Consider the following 21,468-nt stretch of genomic DNA (forward strand, 5'->3'; position numbering starts at 1 on the left):
GAGCCCGCAAGGGTGACTGCGTACCTTTTGTATAATGGGTCAGCGACTTACATTCAGTGGCAAGGTTAACCGAATAGGGGAGCCGTAGAGAAATCGAGTCCGAACAGGGCGTCCAGTCGCTGGGTGTAGACCCGAAACCAAGTGATCTATCCATGGCCAGGATGAAGGTGCCGTAACAGGTACTGGAGGTCCGAACCGACTAGTGTTGCAAAACTAGCGGATGAGCTGTGGATAGGGGTGAAAGGCTAAACAAACTTGGAAATAGCTGGTTCTCTCCGAAAACTATTTAGGTAGTGCCTCAAGTATTACCTGCGGGGGTAGAGCACTGTTTAGGCTAGGGGGTCATGGCGACTTACCAAACCTATGCAAACTCCGAATACCGCAGAGTACAGCTTGGGAGACAGAGCACCGGGTGCTAACGTCCGGACTCAAGAGGGAAACAACCCAGACCGCCAGCTAAGGTCCCTAAAATTGGCTAAGTGGGAAACGAAGTGGGAAGGCTAAAACAGTCAGGATGTTGGCTTAGAAGCAGCCATCATTTAAAGAAAGCGTAATAGCTCACTGATCGAGTCGTCCTGCGCGGAAGATGTAACGGGGCTAAGCCAGTTACCGAAGCTGCGGATTTGCAATTTATTGCAAGTGGTAGGAGAGCGTTCTGTAAGCCTGTGAAGGTGCCTGGTAACGGGTGCTGGAGGTATCAGAAGTGCGAATGCTGACATGAGTAGCGTTAAAGGGGGTGAAAAGCCCCCTCGCCGTAAGCGCAAGGTTTCCTACGCAACGTTCATCGGCGTAGGGTGAGTCGGCCCCTAAGGCGAGGCAGAGATGCGTAGCTGATGGGAAACAGGTCAATATTCCTGTACCGATGTGTAGTGCGATGTGGGGACGGAGAAGGTTAGCTCAGCCAACTGTTGGATATGTTGGTTCAAGCCTGTAGTCGTGCCTGGTAGGCAAATCCGCCGGGCTTAGATGAGGGGTGATAACGAGTCTGCTTGCAGACGAAGTGAGTGATACCCTGCTTCCAGGAAAAGCCACTAAGCTTCAGCTACACACGACCGTACCGCAAACCGACACTGGTGCGCGAGATGAGTATTCTAAGGCGCTTGAGAGAACTCTGGAGAAGGAACTCGGCAAATTGATACCGTAACTTCGGGAGAAGGTATGCCGCAAGTAGGTGAACTTGTACAAAGGGAGCCCAAAGCGGTTGCAAAAAATCGGTGGCTGCGACTGTTTAATAAAAACACAGCACTCTGCAAACACGAAAGTGGACGTATAGGGTGTGACGCCTGCCCGGTGCTGGAAGATTAAATGATGGGGTGCAAGCTCTTGATTGAAGTCCCAGTAAACGGCGGCCGTAACTATAACGGTCCTAAGGTAGCGAAATTCCTTGTCGGGTAAGTTCCGACCTGCACGAATGGCGTAACGATGGCCACACTGTCTCCTCCAGAGACTCAGCGAAGTTGAAATGTTTGTGATGATGCAATCTCCCCGCGGAAAGACGGAAAGACCCCATGAACCTTTACTGTAGCTTTGTATTGGATTTTGAACGGATCTGTGTAGGATAGGTGGGAGGCTTTGAAGTGAGGACGCTAGTTCTCATGGAGCCGACGTTGAAATACCACCCTGGTGCGTTTGAGGTTCTAACCCAGGTCCCTTATCGGGATCGGGGACAGTGCATGGTAGGCAGTTTGACTGGGGCGGTCTCCTCCCAAAGCGTAACGGAGGAGTTCGAAGGTACGCTAGTTACGGTCGGACATCGTGACGATAGTGCAATGGCATAAGCGTGCTTAACTGCGAGACTGACAAGTCGAGCAGATGCGAAAGCAGGACATAGTGATCCGGTGGTTCTGTATGGAAGGGCCATCGCTCAACGGATAAAAGGTACTCTGGGGATAACAGGCTGATACCGCCCAAGAGTTCATATCGACGGCGGTGTTTGGCACCTCGATGTCGGCTCATCTCATCCTGGGGCTGTAGTCGGTCCCAAGGGTATGGCTGTTCGCCATTTAAAGAGGTACGTGAGCTGGGTTTAAAACGTCGTGAGACAGTTTGGTCCCTATCTTCCGTGGGCGCTGCAGATTTGAGGAAGCCTGCTCCTAGTACGAGAGGACCGGAGTGGACACACCTCTGGTGTATCGGTTGTCACGCCAGTGGCATTGCCGAGTAGCTAAGTGTGGAAGAGATAACCGCTGAAAGCATCTAAGCGGGAAACTCGTTTCAAGATGAGATCTGCCGGGGCCTTGAGCCCCCTGAAGAGTCGTTCGAGACCAGGACGTTGATAGGCTGGGTGTGGAAGCGCAGTAATGCGTTAAGCTAACCAGTACTAATTGCTCGTGAGGCTTGACCCTATAACTTTGATGACGAAGTGATCATCAAGGTGGTTATGCCAAGTAAGACGCAGTCGAAATATAAAGCTGATTGAAGACTCTATGAATTAGTTGTGTTGCCCCGAGGGCAGCATGACAACAAGTTATGCCTGATGACCATAGCAAGTTGGTACCACTCCTTCCCATCCCGAACAGGACAGTGAAACGACTTTGCGCCGATGATAGTGCGGGTTCCCGTGTGAAAGTAGGTCATCGTCAGGCTCTTACAGCCCAAGAAACCCCGTAGCCCAAGGCTACGGGGTTTTTTGCATTGGGCCTTTGAAAAGGAAAAAGGGAAAACCAGAAAAAAGGAGGGCGTTGGCGCCTTCTTTTCCATCTCTCTCCAAGCCTGGTCCTGGCTGCCTTCAGGCGTGCACCTGTTCCTGATTGCAGCGTTCAATTCCGCTAGCATTGACGTTGACGTCAACGTCTCATGCCCATGGCCGCCGGCTGTGGATGCGCACGGACTCGCCAGCCATGTCGACCACCTACACCATCAGTGATCTTGCCAAGGAGTTCGATCTCACGACCCGGGCCATCCGTTTCTATGAGGATATGGGCCTGCTGGAGCCCGAGCGTGCCGGCCCTGGCGGGCGCAACCGCGTGTACAGCCCCCGGGACCGCACGCGCCTGCGCCTCACACTGCGGGCCAAGCGGCTGGGCTTGTCGCTGACCGAGGCCAAGGAAATCATCGATCTCTACGACAGCCCCCGGGATACCGGTGCACAACTGCGCAAGTTCCTGGAGGTGCTGGCCGCGCACCGCCGGCAGCTGGAGGAGCGGCTGGCTGATCTGCAGGCCAATCTGGCCGAGGTACGCGACCAGGAGTCCGAGGCCCGCACGCTGTTGAAACGCCTGGAAGGGAAAAATGCTTCATAATTGACGTTTACGTAAACGTAATTTATGAGGCTTGCCGTGACCGCGCTCCGCCTGGAACCTGCCAACAGTGACTTTGCCCGCCGTGTGCGAGACAGTTTTGCACGCCAGGGCGCGATGCACACTCTGGGCGCCGAGCTGTCCCTGCTGGAGCCCGGTGCCGTAGATGTTTGCCTGGCCTGGGCGCCCGGGCTGACGCAGCAGCATGGCTTTTTGCATGCCGGCATGGTTTCCACGGCGCTGGATTCCGCCTGCGGCTATGCAGGGCTGACCCTGATGCCGGCCAATGCTGCCGTGCTCACCATCGAGTTCAAGATCAACCTGCTGTCCCCGGCCAAGGGTCAGCGCTTTCGCATGGAAGGCCGCGTGCTCAAGCCGGGCCGCACCATCACCGTGACCGAAGGCCGTGCCTACGCGATCGACGAAGGCCGCGAAAAGCTGATTGCCACCATGGGCTGCACGCTGATGTGCGTGCAGGGCCGCGACCTGGCCGATTGAGCCGGGCGATTTTCTTTCACCAATTTCACAGGAGACACGAGATGAGCCTTTCCAACCTGCCGGGCCTGAACTTCCAACTGGGCGAGGACATCGACGCGCTGCGCGATGCGGTGCGCGAGTTTGCTCAGGCCGAGATAGCGCCGCGTGCCGGCGAGATAGACCGCAACGACCAGTTCCCCATGGACCTGTGGCGCAAGTTCGGCGAACTGGGCGTGCTGGGCATCACGGTGTCCGAGCAGTACGGTGGCGCTGACATGGGCTATCTCGCGCACATGGTGGCCATGGAGGAGATCTCGCGCGCCAGCGCCTCGGTGGGCCTGTCCTATGGCGCGCACAGCAACCTGTGCGTGAACCAGATCAACCGCAACGGCAACGAGGCGCAGAAGGCGAAGTACCTGCCCAGGCTGATCAGTGGTGAACATGTGGGTGCCCTGGCCATGAGCGAGCCTGGCGCAGGCTCGGACGTGATCAGCATGAAGCTGCGCGCCGAGGACAAGGGCGGCTACTACGTCCTCAACGGCTCCAAGATGTGGATCACCAATGGCCCTGATGCCGATACCCTGGTGGTCTATGCCAAGACCGAGCCAGAGTTGAATGCCCGTGGCGTCACTGCTTTCCTGATCGAGAAAGGCATGAAGGGCTTCTCGATCGCGCAGAAGCTGGACAAGCTGGGTATGCGCGGTAGCCACACGGGCGAGCTGGTGTTCGAGAACGTGGAGGTGCCGGCAGAGAATGTGCTGGGCGGCGTCAACAATGGCGCCAAGGTTCTGATGAGCGGCCTGGACTACGAGCGCGCCGTGCTGACCGGTGGTCCGCTCGGCATCATGCAGTCGGTGATGGACAACGTCGTGCCCTACATCCACGACCGCAAGCAGTTCGGCCAGAGCATCGGCGAGTTCCAGCTCATACAGGGCAAGGTGGCAGATATGTACACCGTGCTGCAAGCCGGACGCTCCTTCGCCTATACGGTCGCCAAAAACCTCGATCTGCTGGGAACCGAGCATGTCCGCCAGGTCCGCAAGGATTGCGCCAGCGTGATCCTGTGGTGCGCCGAGAAGGCGACCTGGATGGCGGGCGAGGGCGTGCAAATCTATGGTGGCAATGGGTATATCAACGAGTACCCGCTGGGCCGCCTGTGGCGGGATGCGAAACTCTATGAAATCGGCGCTGGCACCAGCGAGATCCGTCGCATGCTGATCGGTCGCGAGCTGTTCGCGGAAACCTGCTGACTTCCGTGCTGCCGCGCCGTTCCCGAGTTCCACCTACACCAAAGGATTGCTTATGAGCACAACCTCCATCGAAGAGCTGTTTGTCCACAACCGCGAATGGGCCCAGCAGATGGAGCGTGACCGGCCCGGTTTCTTCACCGGGCTGATGGCGCAGCAAAAACCCCGCTACATGTGGATCGGCTGTTCCGACAGCCGCGTCCCTGCCAACCAGATCACGGGCCTGGAGCCCGGCGAGGTGTTCGTTCACCGCAACGTGGCCAACGTGGTCGTGCCCAGCGACCTGAACTGCCTGTCCACCATCCAGTACTCTGTGGACCAGCTCAAGGTCGAGCACCTGATGGTGGTTGGCCACTACGGCTGCGGCGGCGTGCTGGCCGCGCTGGAAGATGTGCGTGTCGGTCTGGCGGACAACTGGATTCGCCATGTCAAGGATGTGCGCGACAAGCACCAGGCGCTGCTGGCTGGGCTTTCGCCCCAGTGGCGCCATGATGCGCTGTGCGAGCTCAATGCCATCGAGCAGGTGATCAACGTGGCCCAGAGCACGGTGATGCAGGATGCCTGGGCACGTGGTCAGAAGGTCACGCTGCATGGCTGGTGCTACAGCCTCAAGAACGGCCTGATCACCGACCTGCAGATGACCGTGCCGGGGGTGGGCGGTCTTGCCGAGGTCTATGCCCAGGCGGTGGAGCGTGTCGCCAGCCGCGAGCGCGACTGAACGGCAAGGGCTGGCGGCAACCTCCGGATACGCACCATGTCCATGGCGACCAAGGAGACACTGCTGGCCCACGACATTGCGCGGGCGATGATGGATGGCTTCAACCGCCACTACCGCCTGTTTCGTGCCGAGTCCGCCCGTGCCAAGCACCGTTTCGAGACGGCCGACTGGCTGGGCCAGCAACGTGCCCAGCGCGAGCGCATCGAGTTCTACGACCTGCGCGTGCGTGAATGCGTGCGCCGGCTCGAGAAGGAATTCTCCGCGGGCGCACAGCCCATGGCGCTGTGGCAGCAAGTCAAGCGGCACTACATCGGGCTGATGGTCAACCACCTGCAGCCCGAGCTGGCCGAGACCTTCTTCAACTCGGTCACAACCAAGATCCTGCACCGCACGCATTTCCAGAACGATTTCATCTTCGTGCGGCCAGCCGTGAGCACGGAATACATAGAGAACCAGGATCCGACGGCGCGCCCTGCCTACCTGGCTTTCTACCCTACGCGAGAGACACTGCCGCAGACCTTGCGTGAGGTCGTCGAGCAGTTCGCGCTGCAGCGCCCGTTCGAGGACCTCGATCGTGACATCGCGCGCCTGGTCGAGCGGCTGGAGCCCCAGCTGCAGGCCATGCGCCTGTACGCCAACTTCCAGATCCAGGTGCTGTCCAGCCTGTTCTTCCGCAACAAGGGTGCCTACATCGTCGGCAAAGTCATCAATGGCTTCGTCGAGCTGTCCTGGGCCGTACCCATCCTGCATGGCGACGGTGGCAAGCTGGTGCTGCATGCGGCCCTGTTCGGCGAGAAGGACCTGCATGGCCTGTTCAGCTTCGCACGTGCCTACTTCATGGTCGATACCGATGTGCCCAGCGCCTATGTGCAGTTCCTGCGCAGCCTCATGCCGCGCAAGCCGCGCGCCGAGCTGTACAACGCCCTGGGCCTGGCCAAGCAGGGCAAGACACTGTTCTACCGTGATTTCCTGCACCATCTGCGCCATTCACGCGACCAGTTCCGCATCGCCCCGGGCATCAAGGGCATGGTCATGCTGGTCTTCGACCTGCCCAGCTTCCCCTATGTGTTCAAACTGATCAAGGACCGCTTCGCAGCGCCCAAGGAGATCACCCGCGAGCAGGTCAGGGCCAAGTACCGCCTGGTCAAGCAGCACGACCGCGTGGGGCGCATGGCCGACACGCTGGAGTACAGCCTGGTGGCCTTTCCGCGCGAGCGTTTTTCCGAAGCGCTGATCGCCGAGATCCTGGAGCATGCACCCAGCCAGGTGGAGATCAGCGACCGCGATGGCGACGGGCAGCAGGAGGTCATCATCTCCCACCTCTACATCGAGCGGCGCATGGTGCCGCTCAACATCCTGCTGCAGGAATGCTTCGACGCGGGCCTGGACCTGCCGGCGCCGCGCCAGGCGCTGGAGAACGCCGTGCTCGAGTACGGCAATGCCATCAAGGACCTGGTCGCGGCCAATATCTTCCCGGGCGACATGCTGTGGAAGAACTTCGGCATCACGCGCGGCGGCAAGGTGGTGTTCTACGACTACGACGAGATCGAATACCTGACCGACTGCCATTTCCGCCAGGTGCCCGCACCACGCAACGAGGAAGACGAACTCAGCGGCGAGGTCTGGTACCCGGTGGGGCCGCGAGATGTCTTTCCGGAAACCTTCGCCCCCTTCCTGCTGGGCAACCCCGCCGTGCGCGAAGTGTTCATGCGCCACCATGCGGACCTGCTGGATCCTGCCTTCTGGCAGGCACATCAGCAGCGCATCAGAGAAGGGCACGTACATGATGTCTTTCCCTACGAGCGCAGCCGCTGGCTGGCCTGACCCGTTTTTCCCGTTCACCATCACGACAACCAAGGAGATAGAGCAATGCAAGACCCCATCGTCATCGTCGGCGCGGCCCGCACCCCCATGGGTGCCTTCCAGGGCGACTTCGCCGACCTCGCGGCCCATGATCTGGGCGGCGCGGCCATCCGGGCGGCCGTGGAGCGTGCCGGCGTCGCTCCCGAAAAGGTGGATGAAGTGCTGTTCGGCAACTGTCTGATGGCGGGCCAGGGCCAGGCGCCCGCACGCCAGGCCGGCTTCAAGGGCGGGCTGCCGCGCAGCACGGGCGCCGTGACCCTGTCCAAGATGTGCGGCGCCGGCATGGAGGCCACCATCCTGGCCCATGACCAGCTGGTCGCGGGCAGCCGCGACGTGGTCGTCTCAGGTGGCATGGAAAGCATGACCAATGCGCCCTACCTGCTCAAGAAGGGCCGCGGCGGCTACCGCATGGGCCACGACAAGGTCTATGACCACATGATGCTTGACGGCCTGGAGGATGCCTACGAGCCTGGCCGCTCCATGGGCACCTTCGGCGAGGACTGCGCCGCCAGATACCACTTCACGCGCGAGCAGCAGGATGCCTACGCCATCGAGAGCGTCAAGCGCGCCCAGGCAGCGACCGAGAGCGGCGCCTTCAAGGCCGAGATCACGCCCGTCACCGTGTCCACGCGCAAGGGCGATGTCACGGTCAGCATCGACGAAGGCCCGGCCAAGGCCAAGCTGGACAAGATTTCCAGCCTCAAGCCCGCCTTCAAGAAGGACGGCACGATCACGGCCGCTTCCAGCTCCAGCATCAACGACGGCGCGGCAGCCCTGGTGCTGATGCGCGAATCCACGGCCAGGGAACTGGGTTGCAAGCCGCTGGCGCGCATCGTGGCCCATGCCACGCATGCCCAGGAGCCCGAGTGGTTCACCACGGCCCCTGTCGGTGCCACGCAAAAGGCGCTGAAGAAGGCCGGCTGGACGGCTGGCGATGTGGATCTGTGGGAGGTCAACGAAGCCTTCGCCGTCGTGCCCATGGCGCTGATGGCCGAGCTGGGCGTGCCGCGTGACAAGGTCAACGTCAACGGTGGCGCCTGCGCGCTGGGCCACCCCATCGGGGCCAGTGGTGCGCGCATCCTGGTCACCTTGCTGCATGCCTTGCAGGCGCGTGGCGCCAAGCGCGGACTGGCGACATTGTGCATAGGTGGCGGCGAAGGAACCGCCATGGCGATAGAACTGGTCTAAGCTTGCGGCCGAGGCCGGTCTTCATGCGAACACCGGTCCTTCCTGTCTGCATTTGGAGCCATCCCGACCATGATCACCAGCGAAGAACAGTTGCGAAGCCTTTATGCGATGCCGGCCGAGAGGGCCCTGCTCAAGCAGCAGGTGGACCTGGACCGGCATTGCCTGCGCTTCATCGCGCTGTCGCCGCTGTGCATCGTGGCCACGGGGGGAGCGGCGGGCACGATGATGGATGCCTCGCCGCGCGGCGGAAAGCCGGGCTTCGTCAAGGCGCCCGACAACCAGACGCTGCTGATTCCCGACTCCGGTGGCAACAACCGGCTGGACAGCTTCAGCAACCTGATCGCCGACCCGCGCATCGGCCTGCTGTTCATGGTGCCGGGCTTCGACGAGACGCTGCGCGTCAACGGCGTGGCCAGGCTGCGCGAAGAGGCCCACTACACGGCGCTGTTCGCCAGTGAGGGTTTTCGGCCCAGGATCGTCATCGAGATACAGGTGCATGAAGCCTACCTGCACTGCGGCAAGGCACTGATGCGTGCGCGGCTCTGGAAGCAGGAGTCCCTGGTGCCGCGCAACGTCATGCCCTCGATGAACCAGATGATCCACCAGCAGATCGGCCTGCCGGCTCCCACGGAGACGCAGGAGGCCATGGTCCAGCGCTATGAGCAGCAGATCGCCGGCGAGCAGGGCCGCTGATCGCAAACACCACACGAAGGGATGCAGGCATGGCGTTGACACTGGTGATGGGGGCCTCGCGCGGTCTGGGTCTGGCATTGACGCAGGCCTATGTGGCTCAGGGCCGGCGCGTGGTCGCCACGGTGCGCAGCGCGGCCGACCGCGAGCGCGTGCAGGCCACGGGTGCCGAGGTGCTGCAAGTCGATGTGGCCGATCCGGCCAGCGTCAGTGGCCTGGCCTGGCAACTGGATGGCGAGAAGATCGCGCTGGCGCTGTACGTGGCCGGCCTCTGGGACGCGCATGGCGCGGCGACGCCGCCCACGCGCGAGCAGTTCGACCGCGTCATGCACACCAATGTGCTGGGCGCCATGCAGGTGCTGCCCCAGGTGGCGCCGCTGGTGGAGGCCGCGGGCGGCGTCTTCGGCCTGTTCTCCAGCGAGATGTCGCTGCTGGCCGGGGCCGAGTCCGACGCCTGGCTCTACCGCGTCAGCAAGGCGGCGCTCAACATGGTCGTGGTCAGTGCCCAGCCGCAGTGGCCGGGTGCTGCCGTGGTGGCGCTGGACCCGGGCTGGGTGCAGACCGACATGGGCGGCGCGCATGCCACCTTCACCGTGGAGCAAAGCGTGCAGGGCCTGATCCGGACGCTGGCCGGCGTCACTGCGGCCGACAGGGGGCGCATGCTGCGGCACGACGGGCAGCGCATGGACTGGTAGTCCGCACAAGACAACAGAGACAACGACAGAAAAGACAGGAGACAGACACATGCTGCTCAACGCAGACCAGGAAATGATCCGCGACGCGGTGCGCGACTTCGTGCGCACCGAGATCACCCCCCATGCCGCGCGCTGGGACAAGGAGCACCACTTTCCCAGGAACGTGCACCAGGGCCTGGCCGCGCTGGGCGCCTACGGCATCTGCGTGCCGGAGGAATACGGCGGCGCAGGCCTGGACTACCTGAGCCTGGCCCTGGTGCTGGAGGAGATCGCGGCCGGCGACGGCGGCACCAGCACCGTCATCAGCGTCACCAACTGCCCCGTCAACGCCATCCTCATGCGCTACGGCAGCGAGGCGCAGAAGCAGCAATGGCTGGCGCCGCTGGCGCGCGGCCAGATGCTGGGTGCCTTCTGCCTGACCGAGCCGCATGTGGGCTCGGACGCCTCCGCGCTGCGCACCACGGCGACACGCGATCGCGACGGCGATGGCTACGTCATCAACGGCGTCAAGCAATTCATCACCAGCGGCAAGAACGGCGACGTGGCCATCGTCATCGCCGTCACCGACAAGGCCGCCGGCAAGAAGGGCATGAGCGCCTTCATCGTGCCCACCTCCGCGCCCGGCTACCAGGTGTTGCGCCTGGAGGACAAGCTGGGCCAGCACAGCTCGGACACGGCACAGATACAGTTCGAGGACTGCCGCATCCCGGCCGCCAACCGGATCGGGGCCGAGGGCGAAGGCTACAAGATCGCGCTGTCGGCGCTGGAGGGCGGGCGCATCGGCATCGCGGCGCAAAGCGTGGGCATGGCGCGTGCCGCCTTCGAGTGCGCGCTGCAGTACGCCAAGGAGCGCGAGAGCTTCGGTCAGCCCATCTTCAACCACCAGGCCGTGGGCTTTCGCCTGGCCGACTGTGCCACGCAGATCGAGGCCGCTCGCCAGCTGATCTGGCATGCGGCCAGCCTGCGCGATGCCGGCCGGCCTTGCCTGAAGGAGGCGGCCATGGCCAAGCTGTTCGCCAGCGAGATGGCCGAACGGGTATGCAGCGCCGCCATCCAGACCCTGGGCGGCTATGGCGTGGTCAGCGACTTCCCCGTGGAGCGCATCTACCGCGACGTACGCGTCTGCCAGATCTATGAGGGCACGAGCGACGTGCAGAAAATCCTCATCCAGCGGGCCCTCGCCTGATTCCACACCGGGGCCCTGCGGGTCGCGCCGGATGGTCCTGTCACCTGCAGGGCTTAGCATGGAGCATGGCTGCTCCCCGTTGCCCGGCAGAGGCAGGCACCCGGGGGGCGGCAGGTTTGTGACCACCTTTGCAGGAGATCCCGACATGCCCTTTGCTTCCGTCAACGGCCAGAACCTGTATTACGAGGACACCGGAGGGCGTGGCCCGGCGCTGGTGTTCTCGCATGGGCTGCTCATGGACCACACCATGTTCGCGCCCCAGGTCCAGGCATTGCAGGGGCGCTTTCGCTGCATCAGCTGGGACGAGCGTGGCCATGGCCAGACGGCGGATCCCGTGCATTGCGCCCCCTTCGACTACTACGACTCGGCGGACGATCTGGCTGCATTGCTGGCCCACCTGGGCGTGGAGCGCGCCGTGCTGGTGGGCATGTCGCAGGGGGGCTATCTCTCGCTACGCTGTGCGCTCATCCACCCGCAAGTGGTGCGCGCGCTGGTGCTGATCGACACCCAGGCCATGCTCGAGGACCCCGAACAGATGCCCCACCACGAGGCCCTGCTGAGGGCCTGGATGGAGCACGGCCTCAGCGACGACATGGCAGCCACCGTGGAGCACACCATCCTGGGTCAGGGCTGGAGTGGCGCCGCGGCCTGGCGCGCCCGGTGGAAAAAGGCAACCCCCATCAACCTGGGCCAGAGCTTCCTGGCGCTGGCCCAGCGCGATGACATCAGCCCGCGCCTGCCCGGCATCCAGGTGCCGGCCCTGGTCATCCATGGCGCGCAGGACGTCGCCATCACGCCCGACCGTGCGCGTGCCATGGCCCAGGGCCTGCCCCATGCGCAATGGGTGGAAGTGCCGGGGGCTGGCCACGCGGCCAACCTGACCCATCCCGAGCCGGTGAACCTGGCCATCGAGCGCTTCCTGTCCCAGCTCGACTGAGGCTCACACTGGCGGATCGCCCTCGTTGTCGCTGTCGCGGCGGCGCAGCACGATGGTGATGCTGCCGTCGGTCTCCAGCGTGGCGCGCTCCACCTCGCGCAGGTGCAGGCAACCGCCTGCACGCAGCGCGGCCTCGATATCGTCGCGCGTGAGGCGCTCGCGGCGCATCAGGTCCTTGTTCAGGTGGCCGTCGGAGATCAGGGCCTGTGCCTTGCCGTCGATGAGCCGCTCCAGCATGGGAAAGCGGAAGCTCAGCCAGGACAGCAGCCAGTGGCACAGGATCAGCGTGGACGCCGACACCATGCCGCCGATCAGCGAGTTGTCGCCGGCATTCATGGAGTTCTGCACGGCATTCGACAGGATGAGCAGCAGTACCAGGTCGAAGGGCGCGTACTGGCCTGTCTGGCGCCGACCCGTCAGCCGCAGGAATACCAGCAGGAACAGATAGACGGCGACGCCGCGCAGCACGAACTCCCACCACGGGACCGACATGGAAAACATGGCCTCTCCTTACAGGCCGGCAGGCCTGGGGTCAGTATCATGGCCCGCCTGTCCTCCATCAAGAACCCGGTCGCTCCAAAGCGGCCGCGACTGACATGCTCCATCACCGTTCCGTCGCCGGGAATGCCGCCATGAGCGGTGTCTGCCCCTGCGGTCGCCAGGATGCCAAGGGCCGAGGCCTGGCCTTCGAGGCCTGCTGCGGTCGCTTCCTGGGCCATTTCGACGACTGTCCCGCCCCCGATGCCGAGGCGCTGATGCGCTCGCGCTACAGCGCCTTCGTGTGCGAGGATGCGCCCTATCTGCTGGCCACCTGGCATCCAGGCCACCGGCCGGCTGCGCTGGAGTTCGAGCCAGGGGCCAAATGGCTGGGCCTCACCGTCAAGGACTTCCGCGAGACGGGTGAAGGCCGTGCCGAGGTGGAGTTCATCGCGCGCTACCGTATCGCCGGGCGCGCCGTGCGCCTGCACGAGCGCAGCCGTTTCATTTTCGAAGGCGGGCGCTGGTCCTATCTGGATGGCGATCAGTTCTGAGCCGCAGGGCGGCAGCGGCGGTCCGCTGTGGCGGCTCCAGCAGCGCCAGCGGCTGCTGCTGTCCATCGCATCGCGTGGCTCGTCCGAGGTGGCGGCCCTCGTCATTCCCGGTGTCTTGGTCTGGCTGCAGCGGCGGGAAACGGGCGTGTTCCAGGTGCCGTTGCTGCTGTGGTGGCTGGGCATGGCGCTCATCGCCTGCGTTTTCGTGGTGCTGCGGCGCCGGCTGCGACGGGACCTGTGCACGGCGGTGCCGGTGCCATCGCAGCTGTACGTGCAGCTGGCGCTCTGGGAACGGATGATGGGCCGCATGGCCCTGCTCAATGCAGGCGCCTGGGCGCTGGTCATCCCGCTCACCCACGCGGGTGACCATGAGCTGCGCCTGTTCATCTATCTCGTGCTCTGCGCGGTGGTGGCTTCCGCCGCCATGTTCCTGGCCCCGGCCGCGGCCTTGTTCTGGCGATTCTTCGCGGTGCTGTTCGGCGCCATGCTGCTGGCCGTGGCCTGGTACTTCCCGCACAGGGGGCCCTACCTGCTGGCGCTGCTGATGCTCTATGGCGCCATCATCGTGCGCCATGCGTGGGGGGCGCGCCAGCTCATGCTCCAGCAATGGACCCAGGAGCGCGAACGCCAGTTGCTGGCCGAGCGCTATCTCGCGGCCAAGGAACAGGCCGAGCAGGCGCTGGAGGCCAAGAGCCGCTTCCTGGCGGCTGCCAGCCATGACCTGCGCCAGCCGCTGCACGCCCTGGGCCTGCTGGTGGAGACCGCCCGCCAGCGCAATGCCGACGGTGCGCTGGCCCGCGTGCTCGACGATGCCCAGGCCTGCGCCCACTCCCTGGGCACCATGTGCAACGACCTGCTGGACCTCTCCCGCCTGGAAAGCGGGGGCTGGGAGTTGCGCATGCAGGTGGTGGACCTGGGCATCCTGCTGGGCGATGCGGCCCGGCTCTTCGCGGCGGAGGCCGGCCAGCGCGGGCTGGCGCTGCGCTGGCGCGTGGCCCGTGGCATGGCAAGCCATGTGCGCGTCGATGAGGCATTGATGCGGCAGATGGTGTTCAACCTGCTGCACAACGCCCTGCGCTATACCCCGCAGGGCGGCGTGTTGCTTGCTGCCCGCGTGCGCGCGGGCGGCTGGCGCATCGAGGTCTGGGATACTGGACTGGGCATTGCCGCCGAGGACCGGCCCCATGTGTTCGCCCCCCACTTTCGCGCCCGTACGGGGTGGGAGGCCCGGCGCGGCGCGCCGCCTGGCGTGACGAGCCAGGGCCTGGGCCTGGCCGTCGTGGCTGCCGCGGCCCGGCGCATGGGGCTGGAGCATGGCTTGCTGTCCACGCCGGGGCGGGGTTCCTGCTTCTGGTTGCAGCTGCCGCCCAGCCTCAATGTGCGGCACGAACCGACCCCGGCACGGGTGGCTGGCGCGGAGCCGCAACGTCCCGCACTGCAAGGCCTTTGCTGGGTGGTCGATGGCGATGCGCCGGCGGCGCAGGCCCTGGCCGGCCTGCTGCGCGATTGGGGCCTGCAGGTGGAGGTGGCCGACTCGGGCCGTCAGGTCGACGCCTGGCAGCGGGCGGGCCGGCATCCGGACTTCATGCTCTGCGGCCACCGGCTGGCCGGTGGTGAAGACGGCTTCGTGCTGCTGCAGTCCGCGCTGGCGAAGGCACCGCGGGCCGCAGGAGCCCTGCTCAGCGCAGAGCCATCGCCCGCGCTGCTGGAGCAGGCCCAGGAGCTGGGCTACCTGCTGTTGCGCAAACCCGTGGCGCCGCAGGCGCTGCTGGCCGTGCTGCAGCGCAGCCTGTCCGGGGCGGGAGGCTGAACCGTATCCGTCGCAGGCACGCAGGGTGACAGCTCCAGCGCGATGCCCTGCATGCGCGTGATGGCATCGATGCGGCTTTTCACGCCCAGGCGCTGCAACGCGCCCGCCACATGCTCCTTGACGGTGTGCGGGGACAGGTGCAGCAGCTGGGCGATGCGAGGGTTGGGCAGGCCGCGCAGCACCAGGTCCAGCACCTGGGCCTGGCGGGGCGTGAGGCCCAGCTCCGCCGCCGTCATGCGGATGGCATGGGTGCCGCCAGGGGGCTGGGGTGCCAGTGCGGCGCTGTCGAACCAGGGCTCGCCACGCAGCAGGCTGGCCAGCGCCTGCTCCAGCACCTGGGGTGGCCGGGCCTTGAGGACAAAGCCGTCGGCACCGGCCGCACGCGCCTTGAGGGCGACGGCGCCATGCGGATCGCCACTGGTCATGAGCACGCAGCAACCCGGGGCGCGCGCGCGGATGTCCTGCACCACCTCGGTCCCCGCAGCATCGGCCAGCCAGAAATCCACGACGGCCAGACGCGGCGCTCCCTTGGCGGCAAGGCATTGCCTGGCCTCGGCCGCATCGGCCACGGTGTGGACCTCGGCCATGCCGAATTGTTTCAGGAACTGGGACACACCCATGGCGGTCAGCGGGTGGTCATCGACCACCAGGGCGTAGGGTCCGGGCTGGAGGCAGGAGGATTCGGTCAGAAGAACGTGGCTGTGCATTGTCCGCGCGGCGTATCGGAACAGGGAAAGCGCCGGCAGCGCCCGGATACACCTCGCGCACATCGTAACGATTACCCCCCGGCCGGGGGGTAACCAGATGTGGGCACCCTGCCCACAATCGCCGCCGTTGCCCAGAGATTCCGCGACGGAACGGGCAGGCATGCAACAGGAAGGGGAGATAGTCATGACGATGGTTCAGCTGACGCGCCGCAGTGCGGCGTTGCTGCTTTTGGGAAGCCTGGCCGCTTGCGGCGGAGGCGGAGGTGGTGGCGGGGGTGAGCCGGGTGGCGGCGATCCGGGCACTCCCGGCAACCCCGGCGGTGGCACGCCAACCCCGGTGACCGGCCAGTACCGCATGGAGACGGCGGCCGGGAGCTTCGATGCGGCCCTGTCCGCCATGAATGCGCTGGGTGCGCAAGGCTATGCCTTCACCTATACGCTGGCTTCGGGCGGTGCCAGCTTCCCCGCTCCCATGGGTGACTTCTACGTCAGCGACACGGCCCATGCCGGAGTCCGCCTGGACTACCGCATGGTGGGCGACGTGGCCGGTGTCTCGGCCCTGGTGGCGCAACTCAACCAGCAGGGCGCACAAGGCTATCTGTACAAGTCGGGCATGGCGTTCCCGGACAGCACGCAGGAACTGCGCAACCTCTATGTGCGCAGTGCCACCGCGGGCTCCACCTACAGCTACGAAACGCGCCCTGCCGTGGGCGCGCTGGACACGACGGGCTTCACGCAGCAACTGGCCGAGATGAGCGGCCGGGGCTTTCGCTACACGGGTCCGCTGGTCTCGGGCAACGACATGTTCAACCTCTACGTCAAGGACTCCAGGGCCCCGGCCTTCGAGTACGCGGTGTTCGCGCTGGCCGCGCCCTTCGGCATGGCCAGCGGCGCGGCCTTGAAGCAGCGCCTCGATGAAATGGGCGCCAAGGGCCACCTGCTGCGCGGTGCCCTGGTGCTGCGCGGCAACACCGAGGGCGTGCAGCTGTATGAAAAGAGCGGGGACCAGCAGGGCGCCATCGAGTACCGTGTCGAGCCGGTCTCCAGCAGCGCCAGCCTCGCGCAGCGCCTGGCCCAGTTCAACCGCAATGCGGCCGAAGGCTTCTTCGCCTTCGGCGACGTGGTCACCGACGACGGCCAGTTCCACGCGATCTCGGTGCGCAACGTCAAGCGCATGGTGCATCCGCTGGCCGGTGCCTCCTTCCCCTGAGCACAGCGCAGGGTTGCGCGGGCGGCGCATAATCCGGCCCATTGTGCAGCAGGGGCGCCTTCGGGCGCCCTTGTGCAGTTTGTACAGAGAACCTATCCCATGACTGCTTTCGAGGCCGTGCTCTTCGACTGCGACGGCGTGCTCGTCGACAGCGAATCCATCACCAACCGCGTGCTATGCACCATGCTCAATGAATCGGGCTGGCCCATCTCCACCGAGGAATGCCTGCGCGAGTTCATCGGCAAGACCGTGCGCAGCCAGGCGGCGCTGATCGAGGCACGCACCGGCAGGCCGCTGACCGACGCATGGATGGCCTCCTTCTACGAACGCCGCAATGCCGCGCTACGCGCCGAGCTGGTGGCCATCGATGGCGCGCTGGCCGCCGTCAGCGAATCCCACGCGCTGTGCAACGGGCGCATCGCCTGCGCCTCCGGTGCCGACCGCGCCAAGGTCGAGATGCAACTGGCCCAGGCCGGCATGGCGCCGTATTTCGAAGGCCGGGTCTTCAGCGGCCACGAGCTGCCGCGCAGCAAGCCTTTCCCCGATGTCTACCTGGCCGCCGCCGCGGCCCTGGGTGTGGAGCCCGGCAACTGCCTGGTCATCGAGGACACCGTGACCGGCGTCACGGCCGGCGTGGCCGCGGGCGCCACGGTCTGGGGCTACTTTCCCGCGGACCAGGGCCATGCCTCGGCCGAGCAACTGCTCGAAGCCGGTGCCAGCTGCGTGTTTGGCGACATGGGCGGGCTGCCCGGCATGCTGCGGGCCATCGGCCGGGCACAGGACTGATTCAGTCGCGCAGCTGTGGCGAGGGGCTGGCTTGCACGCCCTGTTCACGCGCGGCCTGCTGCTCCGACTGCAAGGCCCTCTGGAAAGCCGGGCGCTGCTGCAGGCGCTGCCAGTAGGCCTGGGTGGCGGGACCCCACTGCCCGGCCATGTCCAGATAGGCCGCCAGCATCAACGCATAGCCCACGGCCACGTCGGCCGCCGTGAAGCGGCCTGCGCACAGCCATTCCTGCTGTGCCGTGGCGGCCTCCACGCAGCGCAGCCGCGCCAGGAACCACCGCTGGTAGTCCTGTGCCACCTGCGGCTGGCGCCGCTCGGGCGGCTCCTGGTGCAGATAGCGCAGTACCAGGGTCTGGGGGAAAGTCAGCGTGGCATCGCTGCGGTGCAGCCAGTTGAGGTAGTCCGCGAAGCCCGCCTCCTGCGGGCCCACCGACAGGCCTGCCTCGGGATGCAGGGCCGCCAGGTACTCGCAGATGGCCGCCGACTCCGTCAGCCTGGCCTCGCCATGGCACAGCAGCGGCACCGTGCCCAACGGGTTGAGTTCCAGGTAGCTGCGCTGCAGCACGCGTGGTGGAAACGGCAGCATGTGCAGCTGGTAGGGCAGCCGCAGCTCTTCGAGCATCCACAGCGCGCGGAACGAGCGCGCGCTGACGCAGTGGTGTAGGTGGTGCATGCGCACAGCCTATGGCAGATCGGCGGACGGCGGCTGTCGCGCAGGATGCAAATCGCGCCAGGTGTCGGCGCCAGGATCATCCCTGTCTCAATCAGGCCGCGTGCGCGCGCTCTTTCGGAACTCCGAAGGCGACAGCCCTGTCCACAGCCGGAAGGCGCGGATGAAGCTCTTGTCGTTGAGGAAGCCGCAGGACTGGGCGATGCGCTTGATGGGGCGGCTGGTGCGCAGCAGCAGGGCGATGGCGCGCTCGCGGCGCACCTCGTCCTTGAGCGATTGCAGCGAGGCGCCTTCCTCCTTGAGCTGGCGGTGCAGGCTGCGCTGCGACAGGTGCAGCTGGCGCGCCAGCGTATCGGCGGTCTGCAGGCATTCGGCGTCGGCCGCCAGCAGTTGGCGCACGCGCTGCACCAGCTGGCGTTCGCGCCGATAGGGGCGGACCTGCAGGGGCAGGGCGCGCTGCAGCATGCGCTTGAGGGCGGCCTCGTCGCGTGCCAGGGGCATCTCGAGAAAGCGTGCATCAAAGCGCAGGCTGGCCCGTGCCGCGCCAAACTCCACCTCGCCGGGCGGAAACAGCAAGGCGTAGACAGCCGCATGCGGCGGTGGATCGAAGGGAAAGCTGGCGCGCAGCAGCGGCAGCGGCTCGTCGATGAGCCAGCTGGCCAGTCCGTGGATGTTGCGCAGCACCGACAGCAGGCAGAATTCGCGCATGGCGCCCAGCCCGGCCAGCTCCTCGATGGCCAGCGTGGCGATGCCGTTTTCCTGCACCAGGCTCAGGCGGATGTCGTCGGCCAGCAGTCCGTGGTGGCGGCACCAGCGTGCCAGTGCCAGGCCCAACTGCTCGCTGCCCATGCTGGCGCGCGCCAGCATGCCGTAGCTGCCCCAGGGCAGACGCCGCGAGAACCAGCCCAGGGCCTCGTCGTCGAGTTCGCGCATGGCGGCGTCCGACAGAGCCTCCATCTGCAGTGCCGTGATGCATTGTGTGGCATCGGTGACGGAATCTGGCGTGATTTGTGCCTTCTCCAGTGCGCCAAGGGCGCTGAGACCTCGGCGCTCATAGGCCAGCATGATGGCTTGGACAAAGGCCATGGGCGTGACAGCTGGGTGTGCGTCGGCCATGGTCGCGGCGGCCTGGGGCAGGGGGGTCTTGACCAGCGAAGGGGTGAACATGCTGGCAATTATTGCAACCTTCGTGGCCTGTTCTGATCGGGGTTGGCCCTTATGCTGCCACGCAACAGCTGCCATGCCGGCCCGGCCGGCCCGCACGCGCCGCCAACCGAGGAGACAACGCATGCCCGCCCAGAACGCCCCGCTCGCTTCCAGCCATGCCCAAGGCCGCACCGATGTGCCGCTGATCGAGCAGACCATCGGCGATTTCTTCGCCGGCATGGCTGCCCGCCAGCCGCAGCGCGATGCGCTGGTCAGCCGCCACCAGGGCCTGCGCTACAGCTATGCCCAGTTGCACGCCGAGGCGCGCAGGCTGGCCAGTGCGCTGCTGGGCCTTGGGCTGGACAAGGGCGACCGCATCGGCATCTGGTCGCACAACAATGCCGAATGGGTGCTGATGCAGCTGGCCACGGCCCAGGTCGGACTCGTGCTGGTCAACATCAATCCGGCCTACCGGACCTCGGAGGTCGAGTACGCGCTCAACAAGGTCGGCTGCAAGGCCCTGGTGACCATGGCGCAGTTCAAGACCAGCGACTACCTGGGCATGCTGCGCGAACTGGCGCCCGAACTGGCCACGGCCGAGCCGGGCCACCTGCAGGCGGCGCGCCTGCCCGGACTGCGCAGCGTGGTCTGGATCGACGTGGCAGGGCAGGGCGCCGAGCAGCCCGGCATGCTGCGCTTTTCCGGCCTGCTGGCGCGCGGCGATGCGCAGGATGCGCGCATCGACGCCGTGGCCGCCACGCTCAAGAATACCGACCCCATCAACATCCAGTTCACCAGCGGCACCACGGGCTTTCCCAAGGGGGCCACGCTGACCCACCGCAACATCCTGAACAACGGCTTCTTCATCGGCGAGTGCATGCGGCTCACGCCGGAGGACCGGCTGTGCATTCCCGTGCCGCTGTACCACTGCTTCGGCATGGTGCTGGGCAACCTGGCCTGCTTCACGCATGGCTCGACCATCGTCTACCCGAATGACGGATTCGATCCGCTGCTGGTGCTGGAGACCGTGCAGGCCGAGCGCTGCACGGGCCTGCACGGCGTGCCCACGATGTTCATCGCCGAACTCGACCATCCGCGCTTCGGCGAGTTCGACCTGAGCACGCTGCGCACCGGCATCATGGCCGGATCGCCCTGCCCCATCGAGGTGATGAAGCGCGTGGTCAGCGACATGCACCTGTCCGAGATCACCATCGCCTACGGCATGACCGAGACCAGTCCGGTCAGTTGCCAGAGCGATGCCGGCACGCCCCTTGAGCGGCGCGTGTCCACCGTGGGCAAGGTGCAGCCGCACCTGGAGGTCAAGATCGTCGATCCTGCCACGGGGCAGACCGTGGCGCCCGGCATCTCGGGCGAGCTGTGCACGCGCGGCTACTCGGTCATGCACGGCTACTGGGGTGACGAGGCCCGCACGCGAGAAGCCATCGACGACGAGGCCTGGATGCACACCGGCGACCTGGCCACCATGGACGCCGAGGGCTACGTCAACATCGTCGGCCGCATCAAGGACATGGTGATCCGCGGTGGCGAGAACATCTACCCGCGCGAGATCGAGGAATTCCTCTACCGCCACCCGCAGGTGCAGGACGTGCAGGTCGTCGGGGTGCCCGACGTGCGCTATGGCGAGGAGCTGTGCGCCTGGATCATCGCCAAGCCCGGCCAGGCGCTGACCGAAGACAGCGTGCGCGACTTCTGCAAGGGCCGGATCGCCCACTACAAGGTGCCGCGCTACATCCGCTTCGTCGAGGCCTTCCCGATGACGGTGACCGGCAAGATCCAGAAGTTCAAGATCCGCGACGAGATGATCGCCATGCTGGATCTGCGCCCCGCCAGGACCGCCTGAGGTCCGCTTC

19 protein-coding genes and 2 rRNA genes (1 of these 21 running past the window's edge) are annotated in these 21,468 nt (G+C 65.2%); 17 read left to right on the plus strand and 4 right to left on the minus strand.

What is annotated here, in order from left to right:
• From L1Z78_RS03090 to L1Z78_RS03145, 12 genes are all read left to right on the plus strand, one after another.
• Window positions 1–2,345 (plus strand): 23S ribosomal RNA (locus L1Z78_RS03090) (it extends 531 nt beyond the left edge of the window).
• Between the two features lie 127 nt (window positions 2,346–2,472).
• Window positions 2,473–2,585: ribosomal RNA gene (gene rrf / locus L1Z78_RS03095) — 5S ribosomal RNA — on the plus strand.
• A gap of 255 nt (window positions 2,586–2,840) precedes the next feature.
• Window positions 2,841–3,242, plus strand: a complete 402-nt coding sequence (locus L1Z78_RS03100) for a MerR family transcriptional regulator (RefSeq protein WP_234640093.1) — start codon at window positions 2,841–2,843, stop codon at window positions 3,240–3,242.
• A 36-nt stretch (window positions 3,243–3,278) separates the two neighbouring features.
• Entirely contained in the window at window positions 3,279–3,737 is a 459-nt protein-coding gene (locus L1Z78_RS03105) for a PaaI family thioesterase (protein ID WP_234640094.1), read from the plus strand.
• Window positions 3,738–3,778: 41 nt separating this feature from the next.
• Complete coding sequence (locus L1Z78_RS03110) at window positions 3,779–4,966, plus strand: isovaleryl-CoA dehydrogenase (RefSeq protein WP_234640095.1); 1,188 nt, start codon at window positions 3,779–3,781, stop codon at window positions 4,964–4,966.
• Between the two features lie 52 nt (window positions 4,967–5,018).
• The gene (gene can / locus L1Z78_RS03115; RefSeq protein WP_234640096.1) at window positions 5,019–5,681 is read left to right on the plus strand and encodes a carbonate dehydratase; all 663 of its coding nucleotides are present in this window, start codon (window positions 5,019–5,021) and stop codon (window positions 5,679–5,681) included.
• 36 nt (window positions 5,682–5,717) lie between these two features.
• The gene (gene aceK, locus L1Z78_RS03120) at window positions 5,718–7,505 is read left to right on the plus strand and encodes a bifunctional isocitrate dehydrogenase kinase/phosphatase (RefSeq protein WP_234640097.1); all 1,788 of its coding nucleotides are present in this window, start codon (window positions 5,718–5,720) and stop codon (window positions 7,503–7,505) included.
• 45 nt (window positions 7,506–7,550) lie between these two features.
• The gene (locus tag L1Z78_RS03125) at window positions 7,551–8,732 is read left to right on the plus strand and encodes an acetyl-CoA C-acyltransferase (RefSeq protein ID WP_234640098.1); all 1,182 of its coding nucleotides are present in this window, start codon (window positions 7,551–7,553) and stop codon (window positions 8,730–8,732) included.
• Window positions 8,733–8,801: 69 nt separating this feature from the next.
• Window positions 8,802–9,425 carry a pyridoxamine 5'-phosphate oxidase family protein gene (locus L1Z78_RS03130; RefSeq protein WP_234640099.1) on the plus strand — a complete coding sequence of 208 codons (624 nt, stop codon included), beginning with the start codon at window positions 8,802–8,804 and terminating at the stop codon, window positions 9,423–9,425.
• Between the two features lie 29 nt (window positions 9,426–9,454).
• Window positions 9,455–10,117, plus strand: coding sequence for an SDR family oxidoreductase (locus L1Z78_RS03135; protein WP_234640100.1), 663 nt, complete (start codon window positions 9,455–9,457; stop codon window positions 10,115–10,117).
• A 49-nt stretch (window positions 10,118–10,166) separates the two neighbouring features.
• Entirely contained in the window at window positions 10,167–11,303 is a 1,137-nt protein-coding gene (locus tag L1Z78_RS03140; protein ID WP_234640101.1) for an acyl-CoA dehydrogenase family protein, read from the plus strand.
• Between the two features lie 145 nt (window positions 11,304–11,448).
• A complete protein-coding gene (locus L1Z78_RS03145; RefSeq protein WP_234640102.1) occupies window positions 11,449–12,240 on the plus strand; it encodes an alpha/beta fold hydrolase in 792 nt (263 codons plus the stop codon).
• 3 nt (window positions 12,241–12,243) lie between these two features.
• Here the strand turns inward: L1Z78_RS03145 and L1Z78_RS03150 are convergent, their stop codons facing one another.
• Window positions 12,244–12,741, minus strand: coding sequence for a DUF421 domain-containing protein (locus L1Z78_RS03150; RefSeq protein ID WP_234640103.1), 498 nt, complete (start codon window positions 12,739–12,741; stop codon window positions 12,244–12,246).
• Window positions 12,742–12,872: 131 nt separating this feature from the next.
• On the opposite strand from L1Z78_RS03150, the gene L1Z78_RS03155 reads away from it, so the two are divergent.
• Complete coding sequence (locus tag L1Z78_RS03155; protein WP_234640104.1) at window positions 12,873–13,271, plus strand: YchJ family protein; 399 nt, start codon at window positions 12,873–12,875, stop codon at window positions 13,269–13,271.
• Window positions 13,255–15,081: a hybrid sensor histidine kinase/response regulator gene (locus tag L1Z78_RS03160; RefSeq protein WP_234640105.1), complete on the plus strand. Its 1,827-nt coding sequence runs from the start codon at window positions 13,255–13,257 to the stop codon at window positions 15,079–15,081. Before L1Z78_RS03155 ends, L1Z78_RS03160 begins: the two co-directional genes overlap by 17 nt.
• Here L1Z78_RS03160 and L1Z78_RS03165 read toward each other — a convergent pair.
• Window positions 15,000–15,788, minus strand: coding sequence for a response regulator (locus L1Z78_RS03165; RefSeq protein WP_234640106.1), 789 nt, complete (start codon window positions 15,786–15,788; stop codon window positions 15,000–15,002). The two genes, L1Z78_RS03160 and L1Z78_RS03165, sit on opposite strands and share 82 nt — an antisense overlap.
• A gap of 184 nt (window positions 15,789–15,972) precedes the next feature.
• Between L1Z78_RS03165 and L1Z78_RS03170 the strand changes: the two genes are divergently transcribed.
• Together L1Z78_RS03170 and L1Z78_RS03175 are read left to right on the plus strand one after the other, a co-directional pair.
• On the plus strand, window positions 15,973–16,998 hold the full coding sequence (locus L1Z78_RS03170; RefSeq protein ID WP_234640107.1) for a hypothetical protein: 1,026 nt from the start codon (window positions 15,973–15,975) through the stop codon (window positions 16,996–16,998).
• Between the two features lie 99 nt (window positions 16,999–17,097).
• Window positions 17,098–17,784, plus strand: a complete 687-nt coding sequence (locus L1Z78_RS03175) for an HAD family hydrolase (protein ID WP_234640108.1) — start codon at window positions 17,098–17,100, stop codon at window positions 17,782–17,784.
• 1 nt (window position 17,785) lies between these two features.
• Here the strand turns inward: L1Z78_RS03175 and L1Z78_RS03180 are convergent, their stop codons facing one another.
• Both L1Z78_RS03180 and L1Z78_RS03185 read right to left on the minus strand, forming a co-directional pair.
• Window positions 17,786–18,454 (minus strand): glutathione S-transferase family protein, encoded by a 669-nt coding sequence (locus tag L1Z78_RS03180; protein WP_234640109.1) that lies wholly within the window; start codon window positions 18,452–18,454, stop codon window positions 17,786–17,788.
• Window positions 18,455–18,541: 87 nt separating this feature from the next.
• Window positions 18,542–19,618 carry an AraC family transcriptional regulator gene (locus L1Z78_RS03185; protein ID WP_234640110.1) on the minus strand — a complete coding sequence of 359 codons (1,077 nt, stop codon included), beginning with the start codon at window positions 19,616–19,618 and terminating at the stop codon, window positions 18,542–18,544.
• A 121-nt stretch (window positions 19,619–19,739) separates the two neighbouring features.
• Between L1Z78_RS03185 and L1Z78_RS03190 the strand changes: the two genes are divergently transcribed.
• The gene (locus L1Z78_RS03190; RefSeq protein WP_234640111.1) at window positions 19,740–21,458 is read left to right on the plus strand and encodes an AMP-binding protein; all 1,719 of its coding nucleotides are present in this window, start codon (window positions 19,740–19,742) and stop codon (window positions 21,456–21,458) included.
• Window positions 21,459–21,468: the final 10 nt, after the last annotated feature.

The sequence above is a fragment of the Delftia tsuruhatensis genome, from assembly GCF_903815225.1.
Lineage (GTDB): Bacteria > Pseudomonadota > Gammaproteobacteria > Burkholderiales > Burkholderiaceae_C > Comamonas > Comamonas tsuruhatensis_A.